Annotated in this window: 18 protein-coding genes; all 18 read right to left on the bottom strand. The window is 53.8% G+C overall.

Annotated elements, in window-relative coordinates; all coding sequences use genetic code 11:
- Window positions 1–18: 18 nt before the first annotated feature.
- Window positions 19–2,535, bottom strand: coding sequence for a DNA mismatch repair protein MutS (mutS, locus tag CCE92_RS02740; RefSeq protein WP_088005992.1), 2,517 nt, complete (start codon window positions 2,533–2,535; stop codon window positions 19–21).
- A gap of 90 nt (window positions 2,536–2,625) precedes the next feature.
- On the bottom strand, window positions 2,626–3,051 hold the full coding sequence (locus tag CCE92_RS02735) for a YlbF/YmcA family competence regulator (RefSeq protein ID WP_088005991.1): 426 nt from the start codon (window positions 3,049–3,051) through the stop codon (window positions 2,626–2,628).
- 2 nt (window positions 3,052–3,053) lie between these two features.
- A complete protein-coding gene (gene miaB / locus CCE92_RS02730; RefSeq protein WP_088005990.1) occupies window positions 3,054–4,598 on the bottom strand; it encodes a tRNA (N6-isopentenyl adenosine(37)-C2)-methylthiotransferase MiaB in 1,545 nt (514 codons plus the stop codon).
- A gap of 113 nt (window positions 4,599–4,711) precedes the next feature.
- On the bottom strand, window positions 4,712–5,509 hold the full coding sequence (locus CCE92_RS02725) for a TIGR00282 family metallophosphoesterase (protein ID WP_088005989.1): 798 nt from the start codon (window positions 5,507–5,509) through the stop codon (window positions 4,712–4,714).
- 63 nt (window positions 5,510–5,572) lie between these two features.
- Window positions 5,573–7,129: a ribonuclease Y gene (gene rny / locus CCE92_RS02720; RefSeq protein ID WP_088005988.1), complete on the bottom strand. Its 1,557-nt coding sequence runs from the start codon at window positions 7,127–7,129 to the stop codon at window positions 5,573–5,575.
- A gap of 250 nt (window positions 7,130–7,379) precedes the next feature.
- Window positions 7,380–8,432, bottom strand: coding sequence for a recombinase RecA (recA, locus tag CCE92_RS02715; protein ID WP_088005987.1), 1,053 nt, complete (start codon window positions 8,430–8,432; stop codon window positions 7,380–7,382).
- Window positions 8,433–8,726: 294 nt separating this feature from the next.
- The gene (locus CCE92_RS02710) at window positions 8,727–9,974 is read right to left on the bottom strand and encodes a competence/damage-inducible protein A (RefSeq protein WP_088005986.1); all 1,248 of its coding nucleotides are present in this window, start codon (window positions 9,972–9,974) and stop codon (window positions 8,727–8,729) included.
- 15 nt (window positions 9,975–9,989) lie between these two features.
- Complete coding sequence (gene pgsA, locus CCE92_RS02705; protein WP_088005985.1) at window positions 9,990–10,568, bottom strand: CDP-diacylglycerol--glycerol-3-phosphate 3-phosphatidyltransferase; 579 nt, start codon at window positions 10,566–10,568, stop codon at window positions 9,990–9,992.
- Window positions 10,569–10,592: 24 nt separating this feature from the next.
- Window positions 10,593–11,390 carry a DUF3388 domain-containing protein gene (locus CCE92_RS02700; RefSeq protein ID WP_088005984.1) on the bottom strand — a complete coding sequence of 266 codons (798 nt, stop codon included), beginning with the start codon at window positions 11,388–11,390 and terminating at the stop codon, window positions 10,593–10,595.
- A 37-nt stretch (window positions 11,391–11,427) separates the two neighbouring features.
- Window positions 11,428–12,147, bottom strand: coding sequence for an elongation factor P 5-aminopentanone reductase (gene ymfI / locus CCE92_RS02695; protein ID WP_088005983.1), 720 nt, complete (start codon window positions 12,145–12,147; stop codon window positions 11,428–11,430).
- Window positions 12,147–13,445 carry an EF-P 5-aminopentanol modification-associated protein YfmH gene (gene yfmH, locus CCE92_RS02690; protein WP_088005982.1) on the bottom strand — a complete coding sequence of 433 codons (1,299 nt, stop codon included), beginning with the start codon at window positions 13,443–13,445 and terminating at the stop codon, window positions 12,147–12,149. The genes ymfI and yfmH overlap by 1 nt, the downstream gene beginning before the upstream one ends.
- Window positions 13,438–14,715: an EF-P 5-aminopentanol modification-associated protein YfmF gene (gene yfmF / locus CCE92_RS02685; RefSeq protein ID WP_088005981.1), complete on the bottom strand. Its 1,278-nt coding sequence runs from the start codon at window positions 14,713–14,715 to the stop codon at window positions 13,438–13,440. The genes yfmH and yfmF overlap by 8 nt, the downstream gene beginning before the upstream one ends.
- A 139-nt stretch (window positions 14,716–14,854) precedes the next feature.
- On the bottom strand, window positions 14,855–15,799 hold the full coding sequence (locus tag CCE92_RS02680) for an ABC transporter permease (protein ID WP_088005980.1): 945 nt from the start codon (window positions 15,797–15,799) through the stop codon (window positions 14,855–14,857).
- A gap of 1 nt (window position 15,800) precedes the next feature.
- On the bottom strand, window positions 15,801–16,847 hold the full coding sequence (locus CCE92_RS02675; protein ID WP_088005979.1) for an ABC transporter permease: 1,047 nt from the start codon (window positions 16,845–16,847) through the stop codon (window positions 15,801–15,803).
- Window positions 16,840–18,381: an ABC transporter ATP-binding protein gene (locus CCE92_RS02670; protein WP_088005978.1), complete on the bottom strand. Its 1,542-nt coding sequence runs from the start codon at window positions 18,379–18,381 to the stop codon at window positions 16,840–16,842. The genes CCE92_RS02675 and CCE92_RS02670 overlap by 8 nt, the downstream gene beginning before the upstream one ends.
- A 177-nt stretch (window positions 18,382–18,558) precedes the next feature.
- Complete coding sequence (locus CCE92_RS02665; protein WP_088005977.1) at window positions 18,559–19,629, bottom strand: BMP family lipoprotein; 1,071 nt, start codon at window positions 19,627–19,629, stop codon at window positions 18,559–18,561.
- A 44-nt stretch (window positions 19,630–19,673) separates the two neighbouring features.
- Window positions 19,674–20,402 carry a GntR family transcriptional regulator gene (locus CCE92_RS02660; RefSeq protein ID WP_088005976.1) on the bottom strand — a complete coding sequence of 243 codons (729 nt, stop codon included), beginning with the start codon at window positions 20,400–20,402 and terminating at the stop codon, window positions 19,674–19,676.
- Window positions 20,403–20,546: 144 nt separating this feature from the next.
- Window positions 20,547–22,883: an FtsK/SpoIIIE family DNA translocase gene (locus CCE92_RS02655; RefSeq protein ID WP_088005975.1), complete on the bottom strand. Its 2,337-nt coding sequence runs from the start codon at window positions 22,881–22,883 to the stop codon at window positions 20,547–20,549.
- Window positions 22,884–22,920 lie beyond the last annotated feature (37 nt).

Here is a 22,920-nt window from a genome sequence, read left to right as displayed (position 1 = left end):
TGTCTGTTTCCTGCCGGTTCAGCTGTTCAGTTTTTGCTGGAGTTCATTCAGCAGCTGGAGCGCTTCCAGCGGCGTCATTTCAGGAATCCGGGCATTCCGGATCGCTTCAGCCGCTTCCGATTGGGCGCCGCCGTCATCGAATAGGGACAGTTGTGCCGGTTCCTGCTGTATATCCTTTTTCCTGTCCGACTCGAATTCCCGCAGCAGCTCATGTGCCCGCTGGATGATCGGAGCCGGAAGCTCTGCCAGTTCCGCCACATGGATACCGTAGCTCTTGTCCGCCGGGCCCTGTTTCATTTTATGGAGGAACACCACTTTCCCCGACTGTTCCATGGCGGAGGCGTGGATATTGGCCAGCCGGTCCAGACTTTCGGAAAGTGCCGTCAGCTCATGATAATGGGTCGAAAACAGCGTGTTCGCCCCGATTTCCTCATGGACGTATTCGATCATGGCCTGTGCCAGCGCCATGCCGTCATAAGTGGAGGTCCCCCGTCCGATCTCGTCGAATAAAAGAAGGCTCCTGTCCGTCGCATGGGTGATGGCATAGCGGGATTCCATCATTTCGACCATGAACGTACTCTGTCCGCTCGTCAGATCATCGGCCGCCCCGATGCGAGTGAAGATCTGATCGGTGACAGGAAGGCAGGCAGACGCTGTCGGCACATAACTGCCGGTCTGCGCCATGATGACCGTCAGTGCGATCTGCCGCATGTAAGTGCTTTTCCCTGACATGTTCGGACCGGTGATCAGCAGCATGTTCCGATCTTCCGGCATTTCACAGTCATTGGGCACATATCCCTGCCGGTTCAGCATTTTCTCGACGACCGGATGCCGGCCTTCTTTGATGGAAATCGCGGTTCCGTCATGGAAAGACGGTTTCGTGAACCGGTACTTCTCCGCCACGGAAGCAAAGGAGATGAAGACATCCAGTTCACTCAGCCTTGAAGCTAGTGTCTGGATCCGCGGAATAAAGCGTTTCGCCTGTTCCCTGATTCCGCTGAACAGCTCATATTCCAGCGCCAGGCTTTCTTCTTCCGCCGTCAGGATCAGCGTCTCTTTTTCTTTCAGTTCCGGCGTGATGAACCGCTCCGCATTGGCCAGGGTCTGTTTCCGTTCATAGCGCTCCAAGTCGGCCAGATGGAGATTGGATTTCGTCACTTCGATATAGTAGCCGAACACCCGATTATAGCCGATCTTCAGCGACTTGATGCCCGTCCGCTGCCGTTCGGCCGCTTCGAGCTGTGCGATCCAATCCTTGCCGTTCCGGGAAGCATACCGGTACTCGTCCAGCCGTTCCGAGTAACCGTCACGGATCACACCGCCGTCCTTCGGTGAAAGCGGCGGGTCCTCGCTGATGGCGGTCAGCAGTTCAGCTGCTTCTTCGCACGGGTCCAATTCCGCTCCGAAAGCTCGGAGCACATCGCTGTCCGACCCTGTCAATTCTCCGATGATCGCCGGCACTTTCAAAAGCGAATTCCTCAGCTGCGCCAAATCGCGTCCATTCGCGCTGCCGAACGAGATTTTCCCGGAGAGCCGCTCCAAGTCGTACACTTCTTTCAATAAATCCGTCACGGCATCCCTTGTGAAGAATTCCGTGATGAAAGCCGCCGTCATCCGCTGCCGTGCTTCTATCGGCCCCCGCTCCGCAAGCGGCTGCTGAAGCCACTGCCGGAGCTTCCGGCTGCCCATGGCCGTCGCCGTCTCATCCAGCAGCCACAGCAGTGTGCCGCTGCGGCCGCCGCCCCGGATCGGTTCAGTCAGTTCCAAGTTCCGTTTTGAGTGGAAATCGATCGACAGCAGGCGGTCCGTTTCGATATGCCGGAACGGCTGGATATGCGGGAGCGTCTGTTTTTGCGTCCGGTTTATGTAGGACAGGAGCAGCAGGATGCTGCCATGCAATTCCTTCGGACAGCCCGCAACCCGTTCATCGCCGGCCGGCGCGTCCGCCCCCGGTTCTTCCGACAGGATCAGCTCCTGATCCATCCCGGAGAGAAGGAGACTCAGCTGGTCGGATACGACAAGTTCACGGAGGCGGAGTGACCGGGCTTCTTCGATCAGCGCCTTCGCTCCTCCGAAGATATGGCGGGCCGCCGCTTCCCCTGTGCTGACGTCCGCGTACGCCAGACTGTAGCCGGACGCGGTCTCCTCGGCGGCGCCCAGGAACATGTTCGACCCGGAATCAAGCCCTTTTCCGTCTGTATGCGTCCCGGGCGTGATCAGCCGGACGACTTCCCGGCGGACCATCCCTTTTTTCTGTTTCGCATCTTCCATCTGCTCGCAGATCGCCACTTTATGGCCACGCGCGATAAGCTGATCGATATAGCCGGCCGCCGAGTGATAAGGCACCCCGCACATCGGTATGCGGTCCGCCTGCCCGCCGTCCCGGCTCGTCAGTGTAATTTCGAGAAGCTGCGACGCTTTCAGTGCATCATCAAAGAACATTTCATAAAAATCGCCCAGGCGGAAAAACAGGAACGCATCCTGGTATTCGGACTTCACTTGCAAATATTGTTGCATCATTGGTGTATAAGCCATTTTCGTTACCTCTTTCAGCTGCCTCTTTGCCTTTCTATTATAACAAAATCGAAAAAAGCCGAAAGAGTCTCCGCTCTTTCAGCTTTCCTGTTATCCTTCTTTCTTCGCTGTGCTGCGAATTTTCGATCCTGTTTCTCCGCGCAGCACGTCGCCGCCGGTCGATTCGATGATCTGGTTCGTCACTTGGTTCGCAATTCCGTTCGAGACCATCTGCAGGATCTCATTTACTTCCACCTGGGACTGTTTGAACTCCTGGACGATCGGGATCGCATCGATTTCTTCTTCGATTTTCGCGATTTTCTCTTCCACTAGTTTCAGGGCGCGTTCTTTCCCGTAATGCTGGAAATTGACAGCCTGTTTCTGAAGGCTTTTCAGGCTGGCCAGTTTTTCACGGACCGCCTGGTTTTCGTTGATTTGGGCTTCTGCCCGCTTAAAGAATTCCACTTCTTCCGTGTCGGCGATCATGTTCGCCAATTCGCGCGCTTTTGCGACGATTTCCGCTTTTGTATATGGCATGTTCAGACACCTGCTTTCAGATCCGCCGGGGTTTCTGCCAGTTCCCCGTCCAAAGACCATGTTTTGGCTGCTGTCACTTTTACCGGGACAATTTGGCCGATGGCCGATTTCGGTCCGGTGAAGTTCACCAGTTTATTCTTTTCGGTATAGCCGGACAGGACATCCGGATTCCGTTTGCTTTCCCCTTCTACTAGGACATGGACAATCTGTCCTTCATACGCTTTCATCGATTTCGCCGCATATTCCGCCACGAGGGCATTGAGCCGCTGAAGTCGCTCCTTCTTCACTTCCATCGGTACGTTGTCTGTCATCCGAGCCGCTGGCGTGCCTTCCCTCGGCGAATAAATGTAGGTGTAGGCCATTTCAAAACCGATTTCCCGGTACAGGGACAGTGTCTCTTCGAACTGCTCTTCCGTTTCGTTCGGGAAACCGACAATGATATCCGTCGTAAGCGTGGCGTTCGGCATTGCTTCCCGGATCTTCCGGACGAGCTCCACATACCGTTCCCTCGTGTACTTGCGCGCCATGATTTTCAGGATTTCCGATGAGCCCGACTGGACCGGCAAATGAATATGATCCAGCAAATTCCCGCCTTTCGCCAGCACTTCGATCAGCTTATCATCAAAATCCCGCGGGTGGCTCGTCGTGAACCGGATGCGGGGAATGTCGATCTTCCGCAGCTCATCCATCAGATCGCCCAGTCCGTAGTCGATATCCGGAAGGTCTTTGCCGTACGCATTGACGTTCTGGCCGAGAAGTGTGATTTCCTTGTAGCCTTGTGCCGCAAGGTGGCGGACTTCCTGGATGATATCTTCCGGACGCCGGGACCGTTCTTTGCCGCGTGTATACGGCACGATGCAGTACGTGCAGAACTTATCGCAGCCATACATGATGTTGACCCAGCCCTTGATCGATCCTTTGCGCACTTTCGGCAGATTTTCGATGACGTCGCCTTCCTTGGACCACACTTCGACGACCATTTCCTTGGAAAGGTACGCTTCATGGAGGATTTGCGGCAGCCTGTGGATGTTGTGCGTGCCAAAAATCATGTCCACTTGATGGTAAGTCTTCAGGATTTTATTGACAACCGCTTCTTCCTGGGACATGCAGCCGCACACCCCGATCAAGAGGTCCGGTTTTTCCGTCTTCAAGTGCTTCAGGTGACCGAGCTCACCGAACACTTTGTTTTCCGCATTCTCGCGGATCGCACACGTGTTCAGCAAAATGACATCGGCGTCATCCACCGTCGCGGTCGCGGCGTAGCCGAGCTGCTGGAAAATGCCCGCCATCACTTCCGTATCGTGCTCGTTCATCTGGCAGCCGTAGGTCCGGATGTAGAACTTCCGGCCGTTCCCGAGGTCCTTGAACTGCGGATCGATGGAGAAGTTGTCGACATATGCCACTTCTTCTTTGCCGCGCTTTTTCGCTTCTTTCAATGAAGGTGGGACATAGACGCTTTGGAAGTATTGGCTGTAATCCTTTCCGACGGTCTTGTTCGGCGTATCAGCCTTGATTTGACTGTCATGGAGCCGCTGTTCCTCGTTCATCAAAAAACCCCTTTCGTCCATTGCTTTATTATACTGAACCGGAAGCGAATGAGACAAGGCCTGATCCTTATTCAGTTCCCTCTCTTGCGCGCCGATGCATATTTTCGACAAATTCAGGGGACGAACGGATAATCCTCGTTGATGTAGATCCGTTCGCAGGTAACCGCTTTGCCGGTTTCATCATCGATTTCAGTGAAAAAGCCGCTAAGCACCGGCCGGCCGGTTTTAGGCACTTCAAAACGGACCGGCAGATTCGTCTTGAACCGGTACAGCACCGATTCCTTCCGCATGCCGAGGATTTCATCGTACGGCCCGGTCATGCCGACATCCGTTATATACGCCGTGCCGCCTGATAAAATGCGGGCATCCGCGGTCTGGACGTGCGTATGCGTGCCGACGACGGCGGAGGCGCGGCCGTTCAGGTGCCACCCCATCGCGATCTTCTCGCTCGTCGCTTCGGCATGGAAATCGACGAAGATCAGCGGCGACTGCTGTTCAGCTTCTTCTATGAGTTCTTCCGCCAGCCAGAAGGGATCGTCGTGGGGCGGCAGAAAGACCCGTCCATGCAAATTGATGACTGTCAGTTTTACGCCGTTCTTCTCGATCGTCACCATTCCCCTGCCTGGCGCTTCAACAGAAAAGTTGGCCGGCCGGATCAGGAAATCTGATTCATCGATGAAATCAAAAATCTCCTTCTGGTCCCATGTGTGATTCCCCATGGTGATGACGTCCACCCCCATGTATAGGAGGTCCTGATAAATGGATTTCGTGATCCCCCTTCCAGCCGCCGCATTCTCTCCATTGACGATGACCGCATCCGGCCCGTACTTCCGCTTCAGCCTCGGCAAGTAGTCGCGAAGTATCTCGCGTCCGACGGATCCGACAATATCTCCTATAAACAAAACCTTCACTCAGGACACCTCTCCAAACGAAAAAGGCTTCTTTGAATGAACATTCATCGAAGCCTTTCGCTGTTATTTTGCGTATTCCACTGCCCGTGTCTCCCTGATCACCGTCACTTTGATGTGGCCCGGATAATCAAGTTCTTCTTCAATCCGCTTGCGGATATCCCGCGCGAGCCGGTGTGCGGTCATGTCGTCCACTTGTTCCGGCTGGACGATGATCCGGACTTCGCGTCCCGCCTGAATGGCGAACGACTTTTCAACGCCATCATATGATTCCGAAATCTCTTCCAGCTTTTCAAGCCGGCGGATATAATTTTCAAGCGTTTCGCTCCGTGCCCCAGGCCGGGCCGCTGACAAAGCATCAGCTGCCGCGACAATCACCGCAATGACGGAAGTGGCTTCCGTATCCCCATGGTGGGAGGCGATGGAATTGATGACGACGGGATGTTCTTTGTACTTGGTCGCCAGTTCCACGCCGATTTCCACGTGGCTGCCTTCCACTTCATGATCGATCGCTTTCCCGATGTCATGCAGGAGGCCTGCACGGCGGGCGAGCGTCACATCTTCCCCGAGTTCCGCCGCCAGAAGGCCGGACAGGTACGCGACTTCCTTCGAATGCTTCAATACATTCTGTCCGTAACTTGTGCGGTATTTGAGGCGGCCGATGATCTTGATCAGGTCGGGATGGAGATTATGGATGCCGATGTCGAAAGTCGTCTGTTCCCCGGCTTCCCGGATCTGCTCGTCGACTTCCCGGCGCGACTTATCGACCATCTCCTCGATGCGGGCCGGATGGATCCGCCCGTCCGACACCAGTTTCTCCAGTGCCAGGCGTGCAGTCTCCCGTCTGACGGGATCAAATCCGGAAAGCACCACAGCTTCAGGGGTATCGTCAATGATCAGATCGATTCCTGTCAGGGTCTCCAGCGTCCGGATATTCCGGCCTTCCCGTCCGATTATGCGGCCTTTCATCTCGTCGTTCGGCAGATTGACGACAGACACGGTCGTTTCGGCCACATGATCCGCCGCAAAGCGCTGCAAAGCAAGTGACAAAATTTCCCGTGCGTTTTTATCCGCTTCTTCCTTGACGCGTGCATCCGCTTCCTTGATCTTCACGGCGATATCCGTCGCAAGTTCATTTTCGACTTCATCGAGGATGACTGTCTTCGCTTCTTCGCGCGTCAGAGCGGAAATGCGTTCCAGTTCTTCGGATTGTTTTGCAATTAATGCCTCCGCTTTGCTCTCCATCTGCTCAATATGCTGTTGTTTTTCAGCGAGTGTGGCATCTTTCCGTTCCAAGCTCGCTTCTCTCTTGTTCAGCGCCTCATCCTTGCGGTCCAGATTCTCTTCTTTCTGAAGCAGGCGGCTTTCCTGCTTCTGCAGTTCGCCGCGTCGTTCACGGATTTCCGCTTCCGCTTCTGTGCGCAATTTGTGATTTTCGTCTTTCGCTTCCAAAAGAGCTTCCTTTTTCAGCGCTTCAGCCTGCCGCTTCGCATCTTCCAGAATCTGCTCCGCGACACTCCGGGCGCCGGCTACATTCGAATCATTCACTTTCTTCAAGACTACATAGCCAACAGCTGCACCGATGATCAATCCAAGCAAAGCGAAGAGGATTTCAGTTCCCATTCGGACACCTCCCCTTGCTTTTTTCATGCGTACATATTCAAAGAATGACGGAATTTTGCCGCCACTCATCGAACTGCAATTTGAAAATTATACAATATTAATTGTATAGTTGCACCGTTGCCCTGTCAACCTTTGCCGGCAGCCGGCGGCTGCGGAAATGCAGTTCTGGCGGGCCGCCGCCGCTCTCTCTTCAGCCACTAAAAAAGCCGGCGGCACGATGCCGGCGGCTTCTATATAGAAACATTGCTTATTATTCGTCGTCGAGCAGGCTGAAGTCTTCTTCCTCTTCCCCATGCGCAGCGATTGTGTACGATGCAGAGGCCATTCCGTAAGACTCACGGATCTTCCCTGCAATATCGTTCCGGATGGCGGTGTTTTCTTTCAGGAACTGCTTGGCATTCTCACGTCCCTGACCGAGCCGCTCTTCGTTATAAGCGTACCAGGAACCGCTCTTCTGTACGATATCGAGTTCCGCGCCGAGGTCCACGATCTCCCCTTCGCGCGAAATGCCCTGCCCGTACATGATATCCACTTCTGCTGTACGGAACGGCGGAGCGACTTTATTCTTCACAACTTTGATCTTCGTACGGTTCCCGACAATGTCATTGCCCTGTTTCAGCGCTTCCGCGCGTCTTACTTCAATACGGACCGAGCTGTAGAACTTCAGCGCGCGGCCGCCCGGTGTCGTTTCGGGATTTCCGAACATGACGCCGATTTTTTCACGGATCTGGTTGATGAAGATGGTGATGGTCTTCGATTTATTGATGGCGCCCGACAGCTTCCGGAGTGCCTGGGACATAAGCCGTGCCTGCAGGCCGACGTGCGAATCGCCCATTTCTCCTTCGATTTCCGCTTTCGGTACAAGTGCCGCTACAGAGTCGACGACCACGATGTCGATCGCACCGCTTCGGACGAGCGCTTCGCAGATTTCCAGTGCCTGTTCCCCTGTGTCCGGCTGTGACAGCAGGAGCTCATCGATGTTGACACCCAGTTTTTGCGCATACACAGGGTCAAGCGCATGTTCTGCATCGATGAACGCGGCTGTGCCGCCCGATGCCTGGACTTCCGCAATCGCATGCAGTGCGACGGTCGTCTTACCGGAACTTTCCGGCCCATATACTTCAATAATCCGTCCGCGCGGGAATCCGCCCACACCGAGCGCGATATCCAGCGCCAGTGACCCGCTGGAAACGGAAGAGATGTTATGATCCGTATTCTCCCCTAATTTCATGACGGAACCTTTACCAAACTGCTTTTCGATCTGCTTCAGAGCCATGTCCAAAGCCGCTTTACGATCGCTCAATGAAAATCCTCCTTTAAGTTGAACCTCAATTTTCCCTCTACTGCTACTATACTCTTTTTATGAGAAAAACTCAAGGAAAAAGCGAACGTCTATTCGGTTTTTTATTCGATATCCTTCGTTTTCGGTTCATTGCGGGGCGCAAATCCTGATTTTCCCGGTAAAAGAGGCTTCAAACTTCTTTTTTGCTGTCCCGGAAGGACCCGCCCATCCAGCGGAAAGCAGCCAAAAAAACCGCCGGAAGCGTCAGTTCTACTGATTCTTCCGGCGGGTATCCCGCTCTGCAAAGTCCGGTATTCAGCTTGCCGGCTGTTTCCGCAAAATCTGCACAAGATGATGGAGGGTGAGCTTGACCCCCCGCAGCCGGTTCGTATTCCGCATGCCGGGAAGTTCGAGCTTCCAGGCCTCCGTTCCGCTCTCCGATGCGATTGCAATCCAGATGGTGCCGGCCGGCTGTCCGCCGTGGCTGTCGGGACCGGCAGCTCCTGTCAGGCCGATGCCGAAGTCGGCCCGGAACAAAGGGCGGACCTGTTCCGCCATCGCCATCGCGCATTCCCTGCTGACCGCACCATGCCGGCTGAGCAGTTCTTCTGAAAGGCCTAACTGGCGGATTTTCTGTTCTGCGGTGTAGGTGACCAATCCGCCTTCCAGCACTGCGCTGGCGCCGGGGATGGAAGCCAATTCCGACATGAACAGACCGGCAGTGAGGCTTTCAGCTGCAGCGACCGTCTTGCCCTGCGACTGCAGCAATTCGACCGCCTTGGATGCCAGGGAATCGTCGTCGAACCCGTAGAGGTGGCTGCCGACCCGCTCGAGCAACTCCTCCTTCGCTGAACGGATAAGCTGCCAGGCCTGTTCTTCACTGCCTGCTTTCGCGGAAATCCGGAGCGTCACTTCCCCGTCCGAAGCCAGCGGCGCAATGGTCGGATTCGTCTGGCTTTCGAGGAGATCCTGCACCCGGTCTTCCAGCTCGGCTTCACCGATGCCGTAAAATCGGAGGACATGCGATACGATGACGCCTTCCGCGTTCAGCATGCGGGCAAGCGCCGGCTTCCCCTCGAATTGGAACATCGGTTCCATTTCTTTCGGAGGACCGGGCAGCAGCATGTAGACATGTTCCCCTTTTTCAAAAAGCATCCCCGGAGCCATGCCGTGTCGATTCACCAGAACTGTGCTCCCGTCCAGCACCAGTGCCTGCTTTTTGTTGTTTTCGGTCATCGGACGTCCGTAGCGGCTGAAAAATTCCGCGATCGATTCGAGCGCTTCTTCATCCATTATAAGACCCGTCCCGAGATGTGCGGCGATCGTTTCTTTTGTCAGATCGTCTTTTGTCGGACCGAGCCCGCCGGTCAGGATGATCAGATCCGCCCGGGATTCAGCAACGGCCAGTGCTTCTTTCAGGCGGCCGGGATTGTCACCGACCGCCGTGTGGAAGTAGACATCGATGCCCAGTTCCGCGAGATGCCCCGACAGGAAGCGGGCATTGGTGTTCGCAATCTGGCCGAGCAGCAACTCGGAGCCGACCGCAATGATTTCAGCGTTCATGAAACATCTCTCCTCCTATTTGGAAACGAGCAGGACCTGCCGGTTTTTCGAGAAATAATCCCAGCCGGACCACACGGTAAAGAACAATGCGACATACAGCATGATCTCAGCAAACGGGATATCCAGCAGCGTGAAGACGGTATTGTTCAGCAGGAGCGCTGAAATCGCCACAATCTGCGTCCACGTTTTGATTTTCCCGAGGCTGCTGGCTGCGACCACTTCGCCGCCTTCCACCAGCAGCAGGCGGAGTCCCGTCACCGCGAACTCGCGGCTGATGATGATAATGACGACCCACGAAGGGGCATAGCCCATTTCCACGAGGATGATCAGTGCTGCCGACACGAGCAGCTTATCGGCCAGCGGATCCAGGAATTTTCCCATGTTCGTCACTAAATTGTATTTCCGTGCATAATAGCCGTCCACCCAGTCCGTAACGGAAGCGATGATGAAGAGAAGCGCTCCGGCAAACTGGGAAACGGACATCTCCGCCCCGAACAGCGTCATCCGGCCCCAGCCGAAATCGGCCAGTACGAGGATCATGAAGACCGGGATCAGCAAGATCCGTGAAACGGTGATTTTATTCGGTATATTCATATCGTCCAAACTCCTTCCGGGCCATCAAAAACCGAATCCGCCGAATGGATCGGCCTGCCCCGCTTCGGCCATGAAATTATTTTTTTCGAGCACCTCATATGTAATCTGTTCATCCGGATGGTGGCGGAGTTCGATGATGTAGTCGAAATCATCGATCGAATACTCGGAATGCTGCACGAAGATATCCGGATGCTCAATCACCTTTATGGCGGGAAGCCGCACGATTTCACGGACGAGTTCCATGTGCTGCTCGTTGCTTGAGCGCCTGGTCACGGCCCCGTCCAGGATGAAAATGTTATTTTCCTTGAACTCATCTCCCGCGAGTTTCGTCCGGACCGTCTGCTTAATCATCGTCGAGGAAATGAAAATCCATTTTTTATTCGAGCTGACGCTGGCGGCTACGATCGATTCCGTTTTGCCGACCCTCGGCATCCCGCGGATCCCGACCATTTTATGGCCTTCCTGCTTGAATATTTCCGACATGAAATCCACAAGCAGACCGAGTTCGTCACGGACGAACCGGAATGTCTTCCGGTCATCGGCATCGCGCTGGATGTAACGGCCATGGCGGACGGCCAGAATGTCCCGGAGCTTCGGCTCGCGGAACTTCGTCACCGAAATGGTTTCGATTGTCGTGACAATCTGCTCGAAACGCTTCAGCGCCACATCGCTTTCCGCGCGCAGCAGCATCCCCCTTCTTCCCTGGTCGACACCGTTGATCGTCACGATGTTGACCCGGAGCATCCCCAGAAGGGAAGAGATGTCGCCCAGAAGGCCCGGCCGGTTGACAAGGATTTCGTATTCCAAATACCACTCTTTCATGCTCATCAGACCTCCCTGTGATTAGCTTCCTGCCGATTCAGATCAGCCAGCCGCCATTTACCCGGATCACTTGCCCGGTCAGATAATCCGCCCCGCCGCCCGTCAGGTAAGCCGCCGCATTCGCCACATCTTCCGGCGATCCGATCCCGAGCGGGATACCGCGGGTGATTTCATCCGTCTCTTCATCCGTGAATGCATCGTTCATTTTCGACCGGATCATCCCCGGCGCAATCGCGTTGACCCGTGTCCCCCTGCCGGCCATTTCTTTCGCATAGGCCCGCACGAAAGCGATTTGGGCGCCTTTCACCGCCGAATAGGCGGTTTCCATCGCCGCTCCCGTCTCTCCCCAGATCGAGGAAACGAAAACGACATATGAAGAATCGTGCCGGCTGAAAAATCGGGACAGCCGTTTAATGACGGAAAGCGGGTTTTTGACGTGGACACGCCATAAGTCTTCCAGATCTTCTTCGGCCGTTTCAGCAAGGAGGCCATAGTGCCCCTGCCCGCAAGCGATGATTACGCAGGAAGCGTCATATACCTGACCCGCCAGCTTTTCACCGCCGTTTTCGCTGCGGAAATCCGCCTGGACTGCAATGAATTCCTGAGACGGCCAGCGGGACTCCAGCGAGTCAATGAGCTCTGCCGGGTAGCGGGAATTCCAATGCAGGTATAGCGACCAGCCCTGCTCTGCCAGCCGGACGGAAATCGCCTTCCCGATATCCCCCGAAGCGCCGAGGACCACTCCGAAACGCTTCATTACTGTCCCTTACGGTTCGGGAGGACAGAAAATACCGTCCGCTGCTGTTCGCCGCTGATGGATGCAAAGGCTTCCTGGAGATCCGCCACTTCCATCCCCTCGAGCGTCGGTACCACTTCAAACAAGTCCATCCCGTTGAACTTGTAGCGTGTGAACTGATTGGCAATATACTCCGGAGAATTGAGGGCCCGGAGGAATGTGCCGATTTTCTTCCGTCGGACCCGGTTCAGGTCTTCTTCGCCGAACGGCCACATTTCAGCCGCCCGCTGGAGCGTGGAGGAGATTTCTTCCGCCAGTTTTTCCGGTTCATGGCTATCCGAGCCGACCATCGCATAACCGAACCCATTCTCCAACGAAAATTCATAGGAGTAGGATTCATCAATCAAGTCGTTCTCATAAGCTTCGTGGTAGAAATCCGAAGTCCGGCCGAACAGCAGTTCAAGTGCCAGCTGCATCGCAAGTTCATGCTTCAGCATTTCGCTGCCGGACAGGTCTGTGACAGCCGGCTTCATACCGACGAGGACTTTCGGCTTCTGGACGCTCATGCGGATGGATCCGCTCTTCACTGCGGCTTCCTTCGGTTCATCCGGATAAAGCCGGGTGATCGGTTCTGCTGGAGGAAACTCCTTTTTCGCCTGGTTGGATCGCACCAGTTCCATCATTTCTTCGGGATCCGCAGAACCGACGATGAACAGCAGCATATTCGACGGGTGGTAGAACGTACGGTAGCACGTATATAGATGATCAGCGGTGATCTGGCTGATTGATTCGACTGTTCCGGCAATGTCGATTTTCACCGGATGTTCCTTGTACAGGTTTTCAATGACCCCGAAATACAGGCGCCAATCGGCCAGGTCATCATACATCGTAATTTCCTGCCCGATGATGCCTTTTTCCTTTTCCACGGTCTGCTCGGTAAAGTACGGATCTTGCACGAAATCCAGCAGGGTCTCCGTATTCTCCTTGATCTGGCCGGTCGCCGAATACAGATAAGCCGTCCGTGTAAACGAAGTGAAGGCGTTTGCGGATGCGCCGTGTGTACTGAACTGATTGAACACATCCCCGTCTTCCTTTTCGAACATTTTATGCTCGAGGAAATGAGCGATGCCGTCCGGCACGGAGATCGGTTCACTGGAACCGTGGGGAATGAACCGGTTATCGATCGAACCGTATTTAGTTGTAAAGGTGGCGTATGTTTTGGAAAAATCCTTTTTCGGAAGGATGAAGACTTCAAGCCCGTTTTCCAGCTGTTCATGGTAAAGCGTTTCGTCAAGCTGCCTGAAATGAAGTTTATGCATGGCGCTGTTCACTCTCCTTGCCTGTCAGGAAATAAATCATGTGCAGTTCCAGCTCGGCTGCGGCTGCGGCGATGTCTTCTTTTGTCACATCTGCCCATCTGCTGATCAGATAGTCTGCATCGAATTCATCGGTGAGGCCCATGTACTGATCGAAAATATCAATTTGGCCCCTGGCGGAATCGAGGGCTTCTTTCAGTTGGTTGGTTAACAGCGCTTTTGTCTGTCCGAGCTCTTCATCGGAGATTTCGCCATTTTTCACTTCCTCCAGCTGCTCGCCGATCAGCCGGATCGCTTTTTCATCCATCGCCTGGTCGATGCCGGCGAGAACGAACAGCAGGCCGAACTGTGAAGCATAGGAACTCGAGACGTAATACGCCATGCTCTCTTTTTCGCGGACATTCATGAACAGCTTCGAATGCGCATACCCGCCGAATACACCGTTCAGCAGCTGCATGACCGGGAACCGTTCATCACGGAATGTGACAGGCGTTGTGTAGGCGATATGGAGTTTCCCTTGTTTCATTTCTTCGTTTTCCGTCACGCGCTCCTTTTCAGGCTGCGGGACATCGCCGTGGACCAGCGCCTGTTCCGGCTCCCGTCCGTCGAAATGGAAATAACGGCGGACATACGCCGCTGCCTTTTCCGCATCGAAGTCGCCGACCACGTATATATCGATTTTGTCTTCTTTGAGCATCGACTGATAAACCGCCAGCAGCGCTTCATTCGTCAGTCCATCAAGGTCTCCGATCGTCCCGTTCGCCGGGACGGAGGCCGGATGTCCCGGAAAAGCCAGCTCAGTGAGGCGGTGCTGGGCGTACCGGGTCTTGTCGTCGTATATGGACTCGATTCGCTGCCGGACGACATTTTTCTCCCTGTTGAACACCGTTTCCTTGAAAAGGCCGTTCTCCATGTTCGGTTTGAAAAGAATCAAATACATGAGATTCAGCACTTTTTCCAGCACTCCGTCTTCTGACAGATACTGATCATTCACTGTCTCGACGTTCAGGGAAACAATATGTTCGGTCCCCCGTTTCGCCGCATCTATATAAAGGGAAGTGCCGTACAGATCATCGAGTACCATCCGGAGTGCTGTGTGCGAAGGGTACTCCTCGTTGCTGTGCTGCAGGACGTTCGCCAATACGGACCTGGCCGCCGCTTTCGGGGCACTCAGACCGGTTTTGAACTTCAGTGCGATGTTGACTGTCTTGAATTGTTTTGTTTCGTTGACGTGCAGCCGCACGCCATTTGCAATGCCAATCGTTTCAAACATGTCTTTGCCCCTCTCATTTATCTACCTTAACTATACAGAACGGATTACAGGTATTGCAAATACGGCAAAAGGGCTGTCCGCAGACAGCCCTTTTGGGTGAAAGTTTTTTCTGTTTTCGTTTTCCTTCGTAAGTTCCCGATCAGCGGTTCCCTTTGATATAAGGGACACCGTTCGCTTTCGGCGCACTCGCGCGGCCGATGAATCCAGCCAGGGCCAGGATAGTCAGGACGTAAGGAAGGATATACAGGAACACCGTCGGGATTTCCGAGAAGAACGGCAGGGATGTGCCGACAATGCTGAGTGACTGGGCGAACCCGAAGAACAGCGCTGCACCCATCGCACCCAGCGGATGCCACTTGCCGAAAATCAGAGCGGCAAGCGCCATGAATCCCTGGCCCGTGATGGTTGCGTGGCCGAAGTCCTGAGAAATACTCTGCGCGTAAATCGCACCGCCAAGACCGCCCATCGCCCCCGAAATCATGACAGCGATATACCGCATTTTTGTGACGTTTACCCCCATCGTATCAGCGGCTGCCGGATGTTCCCCTACCGCCCGCAGCCGGAGCCCGAATGGAGTGTAATAAATGATTCCCCAAGCGATGAATGCAAGGACGATCGCGAGAATCGAAGTCCAGTAAAGATCGCCGATGATCGGAATCTGGTTGAACCAGCCGATATCAATTCTCGAAAAGTTGACAGCGATGGTGTCAGTCTGTCCTTTATCGAACAGTTTCTTGACAAGGAAGATCGTCGCAGCGACGGCCAGCAGATTGATGGCCACTCCGGTGACGACCTGATCGGCCCGGAAAGAGACGGCTGCGACTGCAAGAAGCAGTGAAAACAGCATACCGACAATAATGGCGACGATCAAGGAGACCCAGGCGGTCGCATCTCCGAAAACGTCCACAAAGAACAGATTGAAGACGACTCCTGTAAAGGCGCCGACGACCATCAGCCCTTCCAAACCGATGTTGACGACACCGGATCTTTCAGAGAATACCCCCCCAAGCGCAACGATGATGAGCGGGGCGGCGTAGAAAATGGCAGAAGGCACGATGAAGTTGATCATTTCCAGCAGACCCATGTTACTTCGCCTCCTTTTTTCTGGCTGCACGCTCGATGAGCAGACGGATTACGTAGCTGGCTGCTACGAAATAGATGATGATGGCTGTGACAATCCCCACGATTTCCACTGGGATATTCGCGGCGTTCGGCATATTGAGTGCGCCATATTTCAGGGATCCGAAAAGAGTGGCCCCAAGCACAACGCCGATTGGTGTATTCATCCCGAGGAGGGCGACGGCGATTCCGTCGAACCCGATTCCGGTAAAGCCGCCTTTCGATGAGACATACTCGAACGTCCCGAGCGCTTCCATCGCACCGCCGATACCGGCGAACGCACCGGAAATGACCATCGCAAGGATGATGTTCCGGTCCACTTTCATGCCGGCATACTGGGAGGCATGCTGGTTGAACCCGACCGATTTCAATTCGAATCCGGTCGTTGTTTTATCGAGGATGAACCACATGACGACGACCATGATCAGCGCCACGATAATGCCGTAATGGAGACGGGAATAATCCGTCAGCGCTTCCAGGAACGGCGAGCGGAGGGACGCGGAAGGGAAAATCCGTTCAGTCCGTTCGCTGCCGCCGGTGACGACTTCGATCAGCGCGTTGACTACGTGGAGCGCGATATAGTTCATCATGATGGTAACGATGACTTCATGGACATGGAACTTCGCTTTTAAGAGACCCGGAATGAATCCCCAGAGCGCTCCAGCGGCCGCGGCCGCCAGGATGGCGAGCGGCAGATGGATCACTTTCGGCAGTTCGACCGCAACACCCACGTAAGCGGCGGCGAACCAGCCGACAATCAGCTGTCCTTCAACACCGATATTGAACAGTCCGGCCCTGAAAGCGAATGCGACTGCGAGACCGGCCAGGATGTACGGTGTGATCTGACGGATCGTTTCACCGACGCGGTACAGATCGCCGAAGATACCATCCCAGAGTGCGGCATACCCGGCGATGGCGTCATAGCCGCTGACCCACATGATGATGGCGCCCACCAGCAGTCCGAGCACGACGGCCAGGACGGGCACTAGAAGATTCGTTGTTCGATTAGACATGTTCGTTGGCACCTGCTTTCGTCTTCCGGTCTGACTGTCCGGCCATAAGCAATCCGAGTTCCTGTTCGGACGTATCCTGCGGCAGCACTTCATCGATGATCTGGCCGTCATAGATGACAGCGATCCTGTCAGAAACATTCATGACTTCATCAAGCTCGAACGAAATCAGCAGGACCGCTTTCCCGCGATCACGCTGTTCAATCAGCCGGCTATGGATAAATTCGATCGCCCCTACATCAAGACCACGGGTAGGCAAAGCCGCAATGAGGAGATCAGGGTCCCGTTCAACTTCCCGTCCGATGATCGCTTTCTGCTGATTACCGCCGGACAGGGCACGAGCCGGTGTCGCTTCGCTCTGCGTCCGCACGTCATATTTTTCGATGATGCGTTTCGCCTGCTCGGCGATCTTTTCATAATGGATGACCCCCCCTTTGGATATCGGGGCCTGATAGTATGTCTGCAGTGCAATATTATGGCCGATCGGAAAATCAAGGACGAGCCCATGCTTATGGCGGTCCTGCGGGATATGGCCCACACCTGCTTCCGTGACTTTCCGGGGCTTCTTCCCGGTTACGTCCTTTCCGCTGATAGTGATTTTTCCGCCTTTCACTTTCCGCAAGCCTGTGATGGCTTCGATCAGTTCCGTCTGCCCGTTGCCGTCTATTCCTGCAATTCCGACAATTTCTCCGTGACGGACTTCCAGATTCAGCCCTTTCACTTTCTCGACGCCGCGATAATCGGCGACTGTCAGGTCTTCGATCAGCAGTACCGTGTCTTTCGGGAACGCTTCGCCCTTGACGGTCTTGAATTCCACCTGCCGGCCGACCATGAGGGAAGCCAGTTCATTGGGATTGGTTTCCGCAGTCACTACTGTCCCGACACCTTGTCCTTTCCGGATGATGGTCACTCTGTCGGATACGTCCATGATCTCTTTCAGTTTATGCGTGATGAGAATGATGGATTTTCCTTCTTGGACCAGCCGCTGCATGATTTGGATCAGTTCCGTGATTTCCTGAGGAGTCAGGGATGCGGTCGGCTCGTCGAATATCAGAATGTCCGCGCCGCGGTAAAGGGTCTTCAAAATTTCCACCCGCTGCTGCATGCCGACTGAAATATCTTCGATCTTAGCATTCGGATCAACATTAAGTCCGTACTGTTCAGACAGTTTCTTGACCCGTTTCGATGCTTTCCGTTTATCGACGATACCCGCTTTCGTCATTTCATTCCCGAGAATGATGTTTTCAGTGACAGTGAAATTTTCGACTAGCATGAAATGCTGGTGCACCATGCCGATTCCCAATTTGTTCGCCACGTTCGGATCGGTGATATTCACCGCTTCCCCTCTCACACGGATTTCGCCGCCTTCCGGCTGGTAAAGACCGAAAAGGACATTCATCAGCGTCGATTTGCCGGCACCATTCTCACCGAGCAGCGCATGGATCTCCCCTTTTTTCACTTGCAGCGTAATATCATCGTTCGCAACAAATGAACCGAACTCTTTGCGGATATTAAGCATTTCGATTACATATTCCACTGTTTTCACTCCCTAGAAAACTGGTTAATACCTGATGAAAAGCTGATACAGGAAAGACTCTTACGAGTAAAAGCCTTTCGTCTATCAACTCGCTGTCTTCTTTAATATCGGAAAATCGCAAAAAAAATCATAAAGACCGGCTAACCCGGTCTTTATGATGACCGTTATTGAAACGTCTTATTCAACAGTTTCAGGAACAGTGATTTCGCCAGCAACGATCTGCTGTTTGAATTCTTCAATCTGTGCAAGCACATCTTCAGTGATTGCTCCGCGGGAATCCGCCAGTGCAACTCCTTCGTCTTCAAGACCGTAGACGATGGTTTCGCCGCCCGGGAATTCGCCGTTCATCGCCATAGTCGAAATATCATAAACCGCATTATCGACCCGTTTGAGGACGGAAGTGAGCGTAACGTTTGTATCGCCGACTGCACCTTGGTCGTACTGGTCAGCATCCACCCCGATGACCCATACGTTGGCATCCGGATCTTGTTCTTTACGTTCTTTCGCTTCTGTGAACACACCGTTTCCTGTTGCGCCTGCAGCGTGGAAGATGATGTCCGCGCCAGCGGAGTACATGCGGTTCGCTGTCGTCTTACCGAGTTCCGCTTTATCGAATGCGCCGGTGTACTGTACGTCGACTTCCACGTCCGGATTAGCCGCTTCCACACCTGCACGGAATCCTGCTTCAAAGCGCTCGATTACCGGGATCTCCATACCGCCGACGAAACCGACTTTTCCGGTTTCAGTCATAAGAGCGGCTGCCACACCGGCAAGGAATGCGCCTTCCTGTTCTTTAAAGAGCACGCTGGCCACGTTCGGCTCTTCCACGACTGCATCGATGATCGCAAGCTGTGCTTCCGGCTGCTGCTGAGCGATTTCAGCGACCGCGCCTTCCATAAGGAAACCGATACCGAAGACAAGATCAAAACCGCGGCGGATCAGGTTGTTGAGGTTCGTGTTGTAATCAGCATCCGAAGCGGACTGCAGGTAATCGAATCCGCCATCGCCCTGTTCCAGATTGTTATCTTCACCGAAGCGCTGAATCCCTTCCCATGCTGACTGGTTGAACGACTTATCATCGATGCCGCCAACGTCCGTAACCATCGCTACTGAGAATACTTCTTCTTCAGTAGGCTCATCTCCTGTGTCTCCAGCTACTTCCGGTGTTTCCTCTTCTCCGCAAGCAGCAAGAAGTGTGCTTGAAGCGAGAAGCAGTGAGAGACCTAAACCGAATTTACGTTTTGCCATTTTCTGTACCCCAAAGTTTTTTGAAATTAGCAGGATTGGATGTTCTACATCCGCTTCCGGACAACATGGAAACTGAACTTGTCCGCCCGGAAATAATTTTTCGAATAAAGCACCATACGATCGTCATCATCATAATGGAGCTGTTTCAGCACAAGAAGTGCCGTTTCAGGTTCACATTGCAGAATCGGTGATGCATCTTCATGATAACCTGCCGGATCAATGAAAGTCACTGCGTAATTTACGTGAATTTCCCCGGACTCCTCAATAGCGGAAAAAATCGAACCTTCCTGTCTGCTGAGAAAGTCTTCCGGGAGATGGGAAGCCGGGACTTTATCTATGCAGTAAACTACCGGCTCTCCATCTGCTGTCCGGACCCGTTCGATCGTCACTACCGGCTCGTTTTCTGCGAATTGAAAGCGTTTTACATCTTCCGCAGAAGGAAGAGCGGCCGCAGTGCTCAAATAGATCGTACCGGGTTCCATTCCCGCCTGACGGATCATATCCGAGACACTCGTCAGCTGCTCGATGCCTGAAGAGAATACCGGTTCCGGGTTGATGAATGTGCCGACGCCATGCCTTCTGACGATGACATTTTCCTCTTCCAGGATACGCAGTGCCTCCCTGAGTGTCGCCCGGCTGACGCCGAGCGATTTTGCGAGCTCGAATTCCGAAGGAAGCTTTTCTTTTGCTTTATAGATCCCTGCGGCAATATCGCGCTTCATGTGATCGATTACTTGAAGATACAAATGCCGATGATCCGACTTAATCGCCATTCAATCACCACCAATGACAGAGATCAGACATCTGATGTAAAACATCCCTACTAATCAGCCTAACTATATCATTTTTATGAAACGAAATAAATACCCGTATGTCGAAAATTATAAACTTTTGCCGAAAAAATTATGACCTTTCAGCTACACGTCTTCCGGTTTCGGGACGAGCACCGTTCTCGGCTTGCTCCCTTCGTATGGTCCGACCACGCCGCGCTGCTCCATTTGGTCGATGATTCGCGCCGCCCTGGAATACCCTACACGGAACCGTCGCTGGAGCATCGAGACGGAAGCCGTCTGCATTTCCGCGACAAGCTGGACAGCTTCATCGTAAATTTCATCGGTCTCCTCGTCGGGGGCGGCATCATCAGTCTCTCCCGGAATCATTTCTTCCTGGTATTGCGCTTTTTGCTGTTCGATCGCAAAATCCGTAATTTTTTCCACTTCCGCATCGGACAGGAACGCGCCCTGGACCCGGACAGGCTTCGAAGCGCCGGATCCAAGGAATAGCATATCCCCGCGTCCGAGCAGTTTTTCGGCACCGCCTGCATCGAGGATCGTCCGGGAATCGACAGCCGACGAAACGGCAAAAGCGATCCTCGACGGGATATTCGCTTTGATGACGCCCGTGATGACATTCACGCTCGGCCGCTGGGTGGCGATTACTAAGTGGATGCCGGCAGCTCTGGCCATCTGCGCCAGCCGGGTGATCGCATCTTCCACTTCACTTGAAGCGACCATCATCAAATCCGCCAGCTCATCCACAATGACGACGATATAAGGAAGCTTCGGATGCTTTTCTTCATTTTCTTCATTAAAGACTTGGACGTACTCGTTGTAGCCTTCGATGTTCCGTGTCCCGGTATGTGAAAACAGCTCATAGCGGCGTTCCATCTCCGAAACCACTTTTTTCAGTGCCTGGGCTGCTTTCCTCGGATCAGTGACGACCGGGGCAAGAAGGTGCGGAATGCCATTATAGACATTCAGTTCCACCATCTTCGGATCAATCATCATCATTTTCACTTCATGGGGTTTCGCCCGCATGAGGATGCTCGTGATAATCCCGTTGATGCAGACGCTTTTCCCGCTTCCCGTCGATCCGGCGACAAGAAGATGCGGCATTTTATTCAGTTCAGCCAGCACGGCTTTGCCGGAAACATCTCTTCCGAGACCGAACAGAAGCTTTTTATCCGGCCGGTTATTTTCATCCGATTCGAGAACCTCCCGGAGACTGACAACCGCCACTTCTGAATTCGGCACTTCAATTCCGATCGCTGATTTCCCCGGGATCGGCGCTTCGATCCGGATATCCCTCGCCGCCAGTGCAAGGGCCAGGTCATCGTGCAAGTTGACGATTTTGCTCACCTTCACACCGGTGTCCGGCATGATCTCATACTTCGTAACTGCCGGTCCTAAGTGGATCTGCGTCACTTTCGCCCGGACGCCGAAGCTTTGGAACGTTTTTTCCAGTTTTCGTGCATTCTGCTGGATGCCGGCCACTTCCCCGCTCTGATCACTGTCGAGCGGAGGGCTCAGCAGAGAAAGGGGCGGAAGCTGATAATCTTCGTTTTCCGTTTCGTCTTCCCGTTTTATGATGGACGCATCCCCGAGATCGCTTTCCGCTGCAGGCTCTTCCGGAGTCTCCTGTCCAGCGGACTCCGCTTCCTGGGGCTGGGTCCGTGTTTTGACTTGCTCTGTGAACGCGGAAATGATCGGTGCTTCTTCTTCCTCATCAGGTTCAAGCTGATAACTGTATTCCGGATAAACCGGCCCCTCGGCTGCAGGTTCCTGTACTTCCGGTTCCGGCTCTTGTACAGCCGGTTTCGGACGTTTCCGTTTCTCTTTTCTGACCGGCTTCCTTAACTTATCTTTCACAACCTCCGAAGCGCGGCCGAATAAAACAGGCGCCTTTTCAGCGAGATAAGGGACAGCGGTTTTCCCTGTCAGAATGATGACACCGATGGAAATGAGAAGGAATGACAAAATCGCCATCCCGCCGCTGTCAATCAGCACATGAAGAGGGGCGTAAAGCAGCGCACCGGCCATCCCGCTTCCGGCTGCTGTGTATTCGGTCCAGAGTGTCCCTGAAATCTGTGTCGCCCTGATTGTTTCCGTGATGACATTGTCGGAAGTGATGCTCAAAATGACAGAGCCTGCCCAAAGCAGGTGGACGGCCAGCAGGACACCAAGGAATATGAAAGCGCCGCCTGCTGCGATCCTCAAAGGAACGGAAGGTCTCTTCCGTTTCACCATTATGTAGACCGCTATGGCCAGTAAGGAGATCGGCAGAAGGATGCCAAGCCAGCCCAGGAGGAATGTCGCTGAATTCGCAAGCGCCCGGCCGGCGAGACCAAGTCTGAAGAGCATCAGGAGAGCTATCCCGATCAGGACCAGACCGGTCACTTCGCTGGCGATGAATCGGGTCGACTGCTTCTGTTTTTTCGTTCGTTTCGTTTTCTTTTTCGGACGGGACCGGCCCATGCCACTTCCCTCATTTCTTATGTAATGAAAAAAGGGT

Origin of the sequence: Indiicoccus explosivorum, from assembly GCF_002167005.1 — a bacterium.
Taxonomy (GTDB): Bacteria; Bacillota; Bacilli; order Bacillales_A; family Planococcaceae; genus Indiicoccus; species Indiicoccus explosivorum.
This window is presented reverse-complemented; position numbering and strand designations above follow the sequence as displayed.